The 12,569-nt window shown below is 41.5% G+C and carries 13 protein-coding genes; 2 read left to right on the top strand and 11 right to left on the bottom strand.

All coding sequences use genetic code 11. The features are described 5' to 3' along the window. Positions 1–285: 285 nt before the first annotated feature. From PSH54_RS08640 to rplU, 5 genes are all read right to left on the bottom strand, one after another. Positions 286–663 carry a DUF3718 domain-containing protein gene (locus PSH54_RS08640; RefSeq protein ID WP_004587925.1) on the bottom strand — a complete coding sequence of 126 codons (378 nt, stop codon included), beginning with the start codon at positions 661–663 and terminating at the stop codon, positions 286–288. Between the two features lie 78 nt (positions 664–741). Then, positions 742–1,233 (bottom strand): type 3 dihydrofolate reductase, encoded by a 492-nt coding sequence (gene folA, locus PSH54_RS08635; RefSeq protein ID WP_273605954.1) that lies wholly within the window; start codon positions 1,231–1,233, stop codon positions 742–744. Positions 1,234–1,305: 72 nt separating this feature from the next. Then, complete coding sequence (cgtA, locus tag PSH54_RS08630; RefSeq protein WP_004587923.1) at positions 1,306–2,457, bottom strand: Obg family GTPase CgtA; 1,152 nt, start codon at positions 2,455–2,457, stop codon at positions 1,306–1,308. Positions 2,458–2,593: 136 nt separating this feature from the next. Beyond that, positions 2,594–2,851 (bottom strand): 50S ribosomal protein L27, encoded by a 258-nt coding sequence (rpmA, locus tag PSH54_RS08625; RefSeq protein ID WP_004587922.1) that lies wholly within the window; start codon positions 2,849–2,851, stop codon positions 2,594–2,596. Positions 2,852–2,867: 16 nt separating this feature from the next. Then, positions 2,868–3,179: a 50S ribosomal protein L21 gene (rplU, locus tag PSH54_RS08620; RefSeq protein ID WP_004587921.1), complete on the bottom strand. Its 312-nt coding sequence runs from the start codon at positions 3,177–3,179 to the stop codon at positions 2,868–2,870. Between the two features lie 421 nt (positions 3,180–3,600). On the opposite strand from rplU, the gene ispB reads away from it, so the two are divergent. Continuing rightward, positions 3,601–4,572, top strand: coding sequence for an octaprenyl diphosphate synthase (gene ispB, locus PSH54_RS08615; RefSeq protein ID WP_273605953.1), 972 nt, complete (start codon positions 3,601–3,603; stop codon positions 4,570–4,572). Between the two features lie 94 nt (positions 4,573–4,666). On the opposite strand, the gene mdh is transcribed toward ispB, so the two are convergent. Beyond that, on the bottom strand, positions 4,667–5,599 hold the full coding sequence (gene mdh / locus PSH54_RS08610) for a malate dehydrogenase (RefSeq protein ID WP_004587919.1): 933 nt from the start codon (positions 5,597–5,599) through the stop codon (positions 4,667–4,669). Between the two features lie 225 nt (positions 5,600–5,824). Between mdh and argR the strand changes: the two genes are divergently transcribed. Then, positions 5,825–6,292, top strand: coding sequence for a transcriptional regulator ArgR (gene argR, locus PSH54_RS08605; RefSeq protein WP_004587918.1), 468 nt, complete (start codon positions 5,825–5,827; stop codon positions 6,290–6,292). On the opposite strand, the gene PSH54_RS08600 is transcribed toward argR, so the two are convergent. The 5 genes from PSH54_RS08600 to PSH54_RS08580 form a co-directional block, all read right to left on the bottom strand. After that, the gene (locus PSH54_RS08600; RefSeq protein WP_004587917.1) at positions 6,289–7,188 is read right to left on the bottom strand and encodes a Dyp-type peroxidase; all 900 of its coding nucleotides are present in this window, start codon (positions 7,186–7,188) and stop codon (positions 6,289–6,291) included. The two genes, argR and PSH54_RS08600, sit on opposite strands and share 4 nt — an antisense overlap. Before the next feature lie 43 nt (positions 7,189–7,231). After that, positions 7,232–8,278 (bottom strand): ABC transporter ATP-binding protein, encoded by a 1,047-nt coding sequence (locus PSH54_RS08595; protein ID WP_273605952.1) that lies wholly within the window; start codon positions 8,276–8,278, stop codon positions 7,232–7,234. Further along, complete coding sequence (locus tag PSH54_RS08590) at positions 8,279–9,910, bottom strand: ABC transporter permease (RefSeq protein ID WP_273605951.1); 1,632 nt, start codon at positions 9,908–9,910, stop codon at positions 8,279–8,281. Continuing rightward, positions 9,910–10,914 carry an extracellular solute-binding protein gene (locus tag PSH54_RS08585; protein ID WP_273605950.1) on the bottom strand — a complete coding sequence of 335 codons (1,005 nt, stop codon included), beginning with the start codon at positions 10,912–10,914 and terminating at the stop codon, positions 9,910–9,912. Before PSH54_RS08585 ends, PSH54_RS08590 begins: the two co-directional genes overlap by 1 nt. A 775-nt stretch (positions 10,915–11,689) precedes the next feature. Then, complete coding sequence (locus tag PSH54_RS08580; RefSeq protein ID WP_029773351.1) at positions 11,690–12,376, bottom strand: tRNA-uridine aminocarboxypropyltransferase; 687 nt, start codon at positions 12,374–12,376, stop codon at positions 11,690–11,692. Between the last annotated feature and the right edge of the window lie 193 nt (positions 12,377–12,569).

The following is a 12,569-nucleotide window of genomic DNA, read 5'->3' as shown; positions in this document are numbered from 1 at the left end:
CTATTTATGACAATTTTATGTAACTCAGGGAAAACACGTATATTTGCGGCAAATATACGAGTAAAGGCTTAGCGAATACAGCGCCTTTATTAAACCAACCGACTTAATTTATATGCTATTAAAGATAAGAAACGCAGGTTAATTACAAGGTGAGAGTTTCATCACTTGGGTGGGTAAATTAAAATAGGCTTAATACAGCTATCACCATTACTAAAGCGCTGCGTATTAGCTAACGCCAGGCACAAAAAAACCGCGACCCGCGCGGTTTTTATTTTATTGTGTTAATTAAAGGCCAGCACGGTCTTTAATTACAGCAATTAACGGTGAGCCACCGTGGCCATTGCCTTCGGCCCATGCTATATCAGCGCCATCAGACAGTGCGCTTTTTGATAAGTTTTTAACTATGTACTCGCCCGAGTCAACAGCGTTACTAACTACAGCATGGCGAAGTAAATTATTACCATTACATTGAATAGCATCGTAAATATTGCGAATTTTTACACGTGAGCTTTTTAGTTTACTACGTAAACGGTTTTTATCATCAGCTGCGATATATTCACAAATAGATACTGCTAATTGATCATTGGCTTTAGCAGGCACGGTATACATTAACGAACCAGCAGCAACGGCTGTAATAACAATTAGCTTTGACAATTTAAACATGAAACACCCTTTATGGTACTTTTTACCTATGTTGATTGTCTAATATTGTACCAACCTGCTGTAAGTTTCGCAATAATGTTAATCTTTTTTATATAAAGTTACGAATTTATAACTATATTGATTCTTTTCGTCGGGTTTATTTGCCTGTTCGTCGACGTTTTCCCACGTTGCTACCGCTTGGTAATTTGGAAACTGCGTATCCCCTTCAACCTCTAAATCTATAAAGGTTAAATATAAACGATCGGCACTTGGTAAAAACTGCTGATAAATATTACCACCGCCAATTATCATCACCTCTTCTTCGGCTTTAACCAGCTCTAGCGCAGCCTCTGGGGTGCTGACCGTCTCAATACCTTGAGCGCTATACTGGCTATTACGGGTAATAATTATGTTGCGACGCCCAGGTAAAGGACGACCTATCGATTCAAATGTTTTACGCCCCATAACGACAGGTTTGCCTGTTGTTACCTTTTTAAAATGCTGTAGATCGGCGGGTAAATGCCACGGCATTTTATTATCAAGACCAATTACACGGTTGTTTGCCATTGCGGCGATCATTGAAATTATCACATCAAATACCTAGTACTTTATTCTTAAAAAATAAAAAAGGAGCTTATGCTCCTTTTTAAAATATGTTTTTTATTAACGCTCGTAGACGACTTCTACATCGTAGTCGTCTTCATCCCAGTCGTCCCAATCATCATCATCGCCTTTGGTTGCTTTTTGATGGTAGGTATCCCACTTGAACTCAACTTCTTCGTCTTCAATCTCAACGAACTTCTCTTTAGGCATGCTATCAAGTAATGCCATAATATCGTGAATTAATGGCTGAGTATTAAGCTTATTGACTGCTGAAATACGGTAAACGTTTTCTTCTTCACCTAGCTCTTGCGCAATTTGCTCACACAAAGCTTGCGCTTCATCTTCTGGTAATAGGTCTATTTTATTAAACACTAACCAGCGTGGCTTTTCAGCAAGCTTAGGGCTGTATTGGTGTAACTCGTTAATAATGGCAAACGCATTATCAACAGGGTTTGAACCATCAACAGGCATAACATCAATCACGTGTAACAATACACGACAACGCTCTAAATGCTTCAAAAAGCGAATACCTAGGCCTGCACCGTCTGAGGCACCTTCAATTAAACCCGGAATATCGGCTATTACAAACGATTTGTTAGCCTCTGGGCGTACAACCCCTAAATTAGGAATTAGCGTGGTAAACGGGTAATCAGCGACTTTTGGTTTTGCTGCCGATACACTGCGAATAAACGTTGATTTACCTGCATTTGGCAACCCTAATAGGCCTACATCGGCAAGTAGCATAAGCTCTAATTTAAGGTTACGAACTTCACCTGGTGTACCTAACGTTTTTTGACGTGGAGCACGGTTAGTACTTGATTTAAAACGTGCATTCCCCAAGCCATGGAAACCACCTTTTGCAACCACAATTTTTTGACCATGCTGCGTTAAATCGCCTAACGCCTCTTGAGTGTCAACGTCGGTAATACGTGTACCCACAGGTACTTTTACTACCAAGTCTTCGCCCTTTTTACCTGTACAGTTACGGCTTTGACCATTAGTACCACGCTCGGCACGGTGAAAACGCTCAAACTGGTAATCAATTAGGGTATTTAAGTTTTCATCAGCTTGTAGATAAACACTACCACCGTCTCCACCGTCACCGCCGTCCGGGCCACCGTCTGGTACATATTTTTCTCGACGGAAAGACACGACACCGCTGCCGCCGTCACCAGCTTCTGCGCGAATTTCTACTTCATCTACAAACTTCATGATTACTCACTTTAGGGATTGGCTTTAATTTAACTATTATATACCCAAGCCAACGTAAATGCAGGCTTGGGTATATATTTGACGTTTCTGAAAACAAAAAACCCCGCAAAGGCGGGGTTTTTTACTACCTTACTGATTACTCAGCTACGATAGTTACGTATTTACGGTTTAAAGGACCTTTTTGTTCAAATTGAACTTTACCATCTGCTTTTGCGAAGATAGTGTGGTCTTTACCGATACCTACGTTTGCGCCAGCGTGGAAACGAGTACCACGTTGACGAACAATGATGCTACCCGCTAGAACTGATTCGCCACCAAAACGCTTAACACCTAGGCGTTTGCTTTCTGAATCGCGACCGTTACGAGTACTACCAGCTGCTTTTTTATGTGCCATTTCTAAGTACCTCTAATTAAGCGCTAATGCCAGTGATTTTAACTTCAGTGAACCATTGACGATGGCCCATTTGCTTACGAGAATGCTTACGGCGTCTAAATTTAACAACCTTAATCTTCTCACCGCGACCATGTGAAACAACCTCAGCTGTTACTTTACCACCGTTTACGAACGGTACACCGATCTCGATTTTCTCACCATCAGCAACTAAAAGTACTGAATCAAATTCAACTGCTGCACCAGTTTCAACGTCTAATTTTTCAAGACGAATCGTTTGACCTTCAGTCACACGATGCTGTTTACCACCACTTTGGAAAACCGCGTACATAATTAACTCCGTCTGTGCGCCCTCAAATCGACGCAACTAAAATATTCTTCGATAGGGCGCGAAGTTTACGCTAATGCATAAAAACTAGCAAGCCTATTTTGTAATTAAAATGAATAAAAAGTAGCTGCATTGAGAGCAATTCAATATTTCCCCCATTTTATATTAAATTGCCCTGTTGCCAAGCGCTTTTTAGTGCAAAGACAAAATAAATTTACGTGTCGCTATGCCTACTCCAGAACCTATTGACTGCGCAATAAATAGTCGCCCTTTGAGTGTGAAATATACAATTAAATACCCTAATTAAGCGCTAATTAAGGTTTTTAACTCGGTTTTTTTAATGAATCGTCACAAAATATCGAGCTAGTGCTTTTTTTGTTGTACAATCGGCGCCGTTCACACATAAAAATTGGCTCGGAGATCAATGGATATAAAAGCTATCCAGGCGTTAATCGAAAGCGATATGAATGACGTCAATCAACTTATACACGCGCAAATGCGCTCAGATGTGGCGTTAGTCAATCAACTTGGTTTGTACATCGTTAACAGCGGCGGCAAACGCGTACGCCCGATGCTGGCAATATTGGCAGCAAGAGCTTTGGGTTACCAAGGTAAAGATCACATTACTTTGGCAACGATTGTTGAATTTATTCATACTGCAACACTATTACATGATGATGTTGTTGATGAATCTAACCTGCGCCGTGGTACACCGACTGCAAATGCCGAGTTTGGTAATGCTGCCAGCGTGCTGGTTGGGGATTTTATTTACACCCGCTCGTTTCAACTTATGGTGGGGCTTGGCAAAATGCAAATTATGCAAGTGCTTGCTGATGCCACCAACGTGATTGCTGAGGGTGAAGTATTGCAACTTATGAATTGCAACGACCCTAATACCACCGAAGCAAGTTACATGCAGGTTATTTACTCTAAAACGGCTAAATTATTTGAAGCCGCTACAGGGCTTGCAGCTATTATTACCGAGCAAGATAACAGTGTGTTAGATGCGCTTAATTTATATGGTATGCACTTAGGTACTGCTTTTCAGTTAGTTGATGACGTGCTTGATTACAACGCAGACGCTGAACAATTAGGTAAAAATATTGGTGATGATTTAGCAGAAGGTAAGCCAACCTTGCCGCTAATATATGCGATGAAGCACGGCAGTGATCAGCAAAGAGCCCTTATTCGTGATGCCATTGAGCATTGCAATGGTATGGATAACCTTGAGGCTATTTTAACGGCACTTAAACAAACCAACGCACTTGAATTTACAATGCAAAAGGCGCAGCAAGAAGCAGACAAGGCCATTGCCTGTTTAGACTTTTTAGCAGAGTCGCAGTACAAGCAAGCGTTAATCAGCTTAGCGCGTATAGCTGTAGAGCGAGATCACTAACTTTGCAGCCTCCCTTAATTAGTATTTAAGGGCCATAATTTTCGAGCAATAAAAAAGCCTGCATAAGCAGGCTTTTTTGTGCATAACTTGGCTATTACGCCATGAAATCAACACCTTCTTTGATGTCTTTTTTCAGCGTTTCAAGCATGTCGTTTTTAGCTTTTTCTTCAAATGCGCTTAGCTCGCCGTAAGAAAGGATTTCTTCTACGCCGTTTGTGCCTAAACGTACTGGGTGAGCAAAGTACTCTGCATCGCCATTTTCAACAGCAACGTATGCGTAATCTACTACGTCTTCACCTTGTAGGCCTTTAACTAAAGACATACAAAAACGTGCTGCAGCAGCACCCATAGATAATGTAGCTGAACCACCGCCCGCTTTAGCATTTACTACTTCAGTACCTGCATTTTGGATGCGTGGAGTAAGTGTAGCTACTTCTTCTTCAGTGAAGCTTACGCCTTCAACTTGAGAAAGTAGAGGAAGAATAGTTGTGCCAGAGTGGCCACCAATTACTGGTACTTTAACAGTTGCTACGTCTACGCCTTTAAGCTCAGCAACAAATGCTTCTGAACGAATTACGTCAAGCGTAGTGATACCGAATACGCGCTTAGCGTCGTAAGTACCTGCTTTTTTGAATACTTCAGCAACAATTGGCACAGTGCCGTTTACTGGGTTAGTGATAACACCCACTAACGCTTTAGGACAGCTAGCAACAATGCCTTCTGCTAATGTTTTGATGATACCTGCGTTTACGTTAAATAAATCCGCACGATCCATACCTGGTTTACGTGGCATACCCGCTGGGATAAGTACGATATCACACCCTTCAAGCGCTTTATTTAAATCGTCTGCGCCAAAACCTGCTACTTTAACATCTGTAGGGATGTGAGATAGGTCAACCGCAACACCTGGTACAACTGGTGCAACATCGTAAAGTGATAATTCAGAACCAGCTGGTAAGCCTGTTTTTAATAATAAAGACAACGCTTGACCGATACCGCCTGCAGCACCTAATACAGCAACTTTCATTGGAATTCTCCGTAATTTGAGGTAGGAAATATTTGTGGCTCTTAAGATAATGAAATTAGCGACTAAAAACAAATTTATCCTGCTTATTTCAGGTATATTTTCGACCATAGTTGTAAACTTTGTTGGTTTATCGCAGCAAACTGGCAAGTTAACTAAACAACTGCTGCATAATTATTCATTTTTGTGTAGAATTTGCATTATAAATAACAAAAATGAATAAAGACTATGCAACCACAAGACAAACAAGAAGCGCTGGTAAAAGCGTTTAAAGCACTTTTAAAAGAAGAGAACTTTGGCTCGCAAGGCGAAATAGTCGAAGCATTAAAAGAGCAAGGCTTTGACAATATAAGCCAAAGTAAGGTGTCGCGCATGCTTAGCAAGTTTGGCGCTGTGCGTACCCGTAATGCTAAACAAGAAATGGTTTATTGCCTACCCGCAGAAATGGGCGTACCGACTGCTAAAAGCCCACTACGTCAGCTTGTTATTGATATTATGCATAACGAAATGATGATTATTATAACCACCAGCCCAGGCGCTGCGCAGTTAATTGCCCGCTTATTAGACTCACTAGGCAAAGCGGATGGTGTATTGGGCACAATTGCCGGAGATGACACTATTTTTATTGCCCCAGCAAAAATATCTGAAATAGACATTACACTAGAGCGCGTACGCATTTTATTTGATACGGTTTAAAGCTGTTTTAAAAAACTAACTGACGGCGCAAAAAACGCTGAGCCCATATCGGCTTGAGTAAAATCAAGCCAGTGGTCGTAACACTCCCCTTTTCCTATGCGGCTGTTAAGTACCTTTTCAAACGCACTTCCCGATGCAGAGCATGTAATACTTAGCATGCCTTGCTCGTAAACATCGCCATACGGCATGCTTTGGTTAAGCAGTATTGCTTGGCCGCTTTCATCTTTTAGCTCACTTCTAGTCGCGTGGCTCGTATCTACCTTAGGCTCAATTAAGGTGTTATCTAAACGTGTACGCCCCATAATATGCTCTTGCTCGCTTAGTGATAAATGCTGCCATACGCTCAGGTCATGCTTATAACGCTGTACATGAATATAGCTGCCTTGGTGTTCAAAGCTGTCGGGGTTATTAACCAGTGCCGTGATTCGTTTTTGGCGTCCATGTGGGGTGTCGCCTGCATAAATAAAGCCGTTAAAGTCTCGCCCATCTAAAAACCTAAAATTGCGAATTTGTTCAACCAGCTCTACATCGGGCGAAAACAACTTTAATATTTGCAATGCAAAAAGGTGATTAACATCTTCTCGGTCTGAGCGAATTTGTATGAATAAATCACATGGCTGTACGCGCATAACAAAATCACTGTGATTTATATTAGGAAAGCTTTGCAGCTCGCTTGGGATATATTCAGGTAGTATATGCGGCCAATATTGCGCGCCTATAGCCACCATGCAAGAGAGCATGGCTTCGGAGAACTGATCACTAAACTCTTCTTCAATTGCGCTTACGCGCTTAAGCTTTGCGCGCAATGACTCGTCTTGACCATCAAATACATTAAAAAATAAATGCAAACCGTGTAAGTTTGCTTCAGCACAAATCCCAGATTGCGCTTGCGCCATTGTTATTCCTTAGCTTTATAAAACACAGCGAATAACACATTTGTTATGATTCGAAAAAATTCACCGTGTGAGGTTTTATTTTTATTATAACCTGCTCATTTATTTCAAATGACTGGCCATATTGTGCGGCAACTTCAATCTCTTGCTCTGCAATTACAACAGTGTAAACATAAGCCGAGCCTATAAACCGACGGCTTAAAATGCTCACACCTTGAGGGTTATCGGCCTGCGTATTTTGCGCAAGCTCAATATGGTGTGGACGAATATACACCACCCCTTTTATTGCACTGTGCGTATGCTCATGCTGCGATTGCACGACACCAAAAGGCGTTGTGTATTCAGTTGCCGTTAACACTTCTGCGCCTAAGTATATGCCCTGACCCAGAAACTCTGCAACCTCCTTTGTCTTTGGCACGGCAAAAAGCTGCTCTGGTGTACCTTGTTGGGCTATTTTTCCTTGGTGCATAATGGCTAGCGTGTCTGAAAACGCAAAGGCTTCTTCTTTTGAGTGGCTAACAAATACCGCTGAAACCTGCTGCGCTTTAATAATGCGCCTAATATCAGCAATTAACTCAAAACGTACTTGTGTATCTATGTTCGAAAAAGGCTCATCAAGAAGCAATAAACTAGGCTTATAAGCCAAAGCCCGCGCAATAGCCACGCGTTGCTGCTGGCCACCCGAGAGCTGATGAGGGTAGCGTTTTGCACACCCCGTTAAATGCACTAGCTCTAGCATTTCCTCTACCCGTTGCTGTTTTTGCGCTTTGCTTATTTTACCCAGCCCAAACGCAATATTATCGGCCACACTGAGGTGCGGAAACAGGGCATAATCTTGAAACATCATCCCTATATTACGATGCTCTGGTGATACAAATGTATGCTTGTCGCTTACACATTTGCCATCTATAAATACACTACCTTCATTTATTTCAATAAGGCCAGCAATTGCTTTTAAGGTGGTTGTTTTACCGCAGCCGCTGGCTCCGAGCAAACACACAATTTCGTCTTGACCCACCGTTAAATCTAAATTGTGTAGCACGTGCGTGCCACTGTAGTGATAATCCACACCTTGTAAATTTAAACGGCTCATTTAACTGCGTTGCTCCATAGAACGATTAATAAAATACAAAGGGATCAATCCAACCAAAACAATAAATAAAGCGGAAATAGAGGCAAGCTCAAGCTGCTCATCGCTCACATATTGAAATACATGTGTGGCTAAACTTTCAAAGTCAAAAGGCCTTAATAGTAATGCGGCAGGCAGCTCTTTCATACACTCAATAAATACAAGCAATGCAGCTGTTAAAAGACCTCGACGTAATAAAGGAAGGTGCACTAAGCGCAGTGTTTGCCCTTGGCTTTTACCCATAGATTGGCTAGCCATATCCAGTGATGGACTAATACGTACAAAGCTCGATTCTATAGCACCGTGCGCAATGGCATAAAAGCGCACTAAGTAAGCCACTATAATAGTGACAATGCTGCCGGTTAGTAATAAACCTATATCTAGGTTGTAGCTCTCAAGGGCTGTATTTATTGAGTTTTCTAATACGCTCAGCGGTAATAACACAGCAATAGCCAGTACCGTACCTGGCAGTGCATAGCCGGTGCTCGCTAAACGACCAGGTATTAAAGAATAGCCTTGCTTTGCCACTCGCTGATAAAAAACGATTAGTGTAGCGAGTATTATGCTGGCTACGCTTACAATAATAGCTACTTTTAAACTTTGCCACGCGTAACTAAAAAATGCCGTGTTCCACGCTTTATCAAAGTAAGTTATTGCATAATTTAGCAATACCAACATAGGTATAATAAAAGCAATGAGCAAAATAACACTGCAAAATGACGTAGCCAGCCATGCATGTTTACCTTTAAGTTTGTATAACGACTCGCTATTAACACCTGATTGACGCTCAAACACGGCTTGGTTACGCCGGCTAAAGCGCTCCGCCATTAAAGCTAAAAACAGCAGTAACAGCATAACGCCCGATATTTTCGCTGCAGCCGTGAGTGAGTAATAACCAAACCATGTATCGTACACTGCGGTGGTTAAAGTGCTCACTGCAAAGTAACTTACCGTTGCATAGTCGGCCATGGTTTCCATGCTTATGAGCGCAAGGGCTGCCACAATTGAGCCACGAGAAAGCACTATACTTACCTTAAAAAAGCTTTGCCAAGGCGATAAACCCATTAATTGACTAGCTTGCACGAGCTTAAATGACTGCTCTCGCAGTGCGGTTTTAAAAATTAAAAATAAATACGGATACAGCACAAGTGCGATCATCACCATAGCGCCGGGCAAAGTGCGAATATCAAAAAACCAATAATCCGTTGGCGAGTGCCAATCCAACCAGTCTCTTAGGGCTATTTGCACAGGGCCAGCGTAATCTAGCAAATCGGTATACACATAAGCTATTAAATAGGTAGGCATTGCAAGGGGCAGCATAAGCGCCCATTCAAATTGCTTTTTCCCGGGGAAGGAGCAATACGCACTGAGCCAGCCAAGCGGTAGCGCAATTGCACAGCTAAGCAGGCATACGCCAAAAATAAGCAGTACGGTGTTAGTAATATAATCCCACAGCACGGTATCCCACAGATGAGAAAATACCTCTGAGTCGCCTTGTAAAGATTCATAAATCAGAAAAAACAGCGGGGCCGACAATAAAAGCCCTGTCGACCAAGCAAAGAGCTGCCATTTAGACAGCTTAAATATAAAATTCATTAAAGGTCGAACTTCACCTCATCTATTAGCTTAAGGGCTAACGGACGATATTTACTGATCTCATCAAGTGCTAGGCCATCTTCTTCAAAGCTCCCCCAAGAGGCCACTAAACTTGATAGCTTAACGCCTTGCTTAACCGGGTACTCCATATTTACAGATGCATACATATTTTGTGCTTTGGTTTCGCTCATAAACTCAATAAGCTTAAGGGCATTATCAGGATTTTTTGCATATTTAGTAATGACAGCACCCGAAACATTTATGTGTGAACCGCGATTTTGCTGATTAGGAAAATTAATATAAACAGACTCAGCCCACGCTTTTTGCTCGTCGTCTTGAAGCATTTTGCCAAGGTAGTAGCTATTACCTAAAGCAAGATTACACAAACCTTCTTTTACCGCTTTTACTTGCGCGCGATCGTTACCTTGTGGCTTACGTGCTAAATTAGCTTTAACACCTTCTAACCATGTTTTAGTTTTTTCCTCGCCGTGATGAGCAATCATCGAAGCAACTAAGCCAAGGTTATAAGGATGCTTGCCAGAGCGTGTACAAATTTGTCCTTTATACTGTGGGTTAGCCAAATCTTCGTAGGTGAGTTCAGGTAATGCACCTAGGCGCTCTTTTGATGAATACACATTACGAACCCGCTTAGTTAATGCCACCCACTGCCCGTCGCTATCTCTATACGACGCAGGAATATTGCTTTTAATGCGATCACTTTTAATACTTTGCGTTAAATTGAGATCTTCTAGCTGAATAAGCGCACTAAAATTAGATGTTAATACTAAATCGGCTTTACTGTGTTTTCCTTCACGCTTAACACGCTCTATTAACCCTTTTTTTGCAAAAACCACATTCGTTTTAATGCCTGTTTGCTTAGTGAAGTCAGTTAAAATAGGTTGAATTAAAAACGGTTGACGAAAAGAGTAAATATTAACAACATCGCTCGCAAACGCAGGCGAAGCGCTAATAATACAAGTAAGTATAGCCAGTGCAGTTCTCATATCAATTTACCTAAATAGTAATTATTTACAGGGGATTTTATCGTGATAAGTGAAAATATACACTCTTTACATAAATGTAAATAAGTAATTAATGACCAAAAGGGAAATACCGCGTAAGACATCTCTTACAGAGCTGACAGCTAATGAGTAAAAAAACCTATAACAACCCAGAAAAACCAACATAAGCTGTTGTTTTTATTTTACTTGTTATAAACACTCATTTTTTATAAGTAAATCTATAGCCGTTTTAACCTATTTTAGTTGCACCAGCACGCTACAATTACTACATCAACCAAGCAGTGATGCTTATCGAGTAAAAGGAAATGGACTGCTTACTCGAACAACCAATGATTAGGTTACTACGGACAACACGGAAATTAGGACAGGCTCAGGATGAGTATCGCAATGGATTGTTGCACAAAGGAACGTATCAGGACGATACAGCAAGGATAACAACAGCGGATAGTTGTTTAACAGGATGTGATAGGAATTAAATGGACAGGCCCTTGAGGCAACACAATGGAATTGTAAATTAATGGACTGCACTAGGATGTGCCAAAAGGAATAGGTAATAGTTTTTACCACTACAGGATGTACAGGGATTTAAAGGAGATAGGCCCGGATAGCCTAAATTACATAGAACTAAAAAGTAATATCGTAATCACATGGATAAGTAAAAATTGGAGTTGATTAAGTTCAATTGCAGGATGCAAAATTAGAAGATTCCGCAAGCGCGCCTAGAGATAGAGCGCGCTTTTCTTTGCCTAAAATTAAGTTACTGTGGCCTGCCCTTATTTCGCTTACCAAGTAAGTACGCATCACGAAATTTTATAAAGTGCTGTTCAAGCTTTAAGGCGGCATCTTGCTCACCTGCGAGCGCTAACACCATAATGCCTACCTCAGCAGTGCCTAACTGGTATGCGTGAGGTGCAACGCGTAAACGGTAATCTGATAGTTTATCAGCGGTGATCGACAACACCGGTAAATTATCTAGATACGGGCTTTTGCGGATCATTTTTTTAGCTTCGCGCCAGGTGCCATCTAAAAATATAAATAATGGCTTTTTGCCAGGTTCAATGTTTACTTCGGTAGTTGCCCTGCCCGGCTCTACATCTTCAGCTGGAAATATCACCATAGGTTGATAATCAGCGTTGTTTAATAAAGCTAATAGCTCAGCGCTTGGCTCTGTTCTGTCCCATCTAAATGCATAGTTGTCAGGGACTATTTCAGCAATTAAACGCCCTGTGTTTGACGGTTTAAAGCTTTCATTATGATACATTAATAAACACACGCCAGCATCGCACTGCGCCTGTTCTACACCCTCACATATACAGTAATGCTTAGCAATTAAACACTGCTCACAGCGATCCATTTTGCCGCCACGGGCATTAAATTCGCGGCGCGATTCGCTGATTTGCTGAGCTCGCAAAACTAATACTGAGTTATGTTGGGGATTTTTCAAGGGGGCTATTACCTAAAATTTGTTCGGCGCGTATTGTAGCTAAAATAAAAGGGAATAGATATCAGCTATCAGCTATCAGCTATCAGCTATCAGCTATCAGCTATCAGCTATCAGCTATCAGCTATCAGCTATCAGCTATCAGCTATCAGCTATCAGCTATCAGCTATCAGCTATCAGCTATCAGCTATCAGCT

It is taken from the genome of Pseudoalteromonas sp. Angola-30 (assembly GCF_028599215.1).
Taxonomy (GTDB): Bacteria; Pseudomonadota; Gammaproteobacteria; order Enterobacterales; family Alteromonadaceae; genus Pseudoalteromonas; species Pseudoalteromonas atlantica.
Note: the sequence above shows the minus strand (reverse complement) of the source record. Positions and strands in the feature narration are given on the sequence as shown.